This window comes from Salifodinibacter halophilus, from assembly GCA_012999515.1.
Lineage (GTDB): Bacteria > Pseudomonadota > Gammaproteobacteria > Nevskiales > Salinisphaeraceae > Salifodinibacter > Salifodinibacter halophilus.
In genome coordinates, this window is record JABEEB010000412.1 from 1 (window position 1) to 257 (window position 257).

General features: G+C 68.9%; 1 protein-coding gene. It reads right to left on the reverse strand.

The window, feature by feature from the left end; genetic code table 11:
• Nucleotides 1-257, reverse strand: a 257-nt coding sequence (locus HKX41_12255; protein NNC24908.1) for an ATP-dependent RNA helicase RhlB, incomplete at both ends; no start/stop codon positions are given.

The window sequence follows — 257 nt, forward strand, 5'->3', positions numbered from 1 at the left end:
CACCAGCAGCTCGGCGTCGACCGGCGAGGTCGGCAGCTTCTGCTCGATGTAGGCCTCGATGTCCGGCAGGCTCATCGCATAGCGCTCGCAGGCGAAGCTGATCGCGTCGCCTTCGGCGCCCAGGCGCGCGGTGCGGCCGATGCGGTGGACGTAGTCTTCCGCGTCGAACGGCAGGTCGTAGTTGTAGACGTGGCTGACGCCGTCGATGTGCAGGCCGCGCGCGGCCACGTCGGTGGCGACCAGGATTTCGAGCTGGC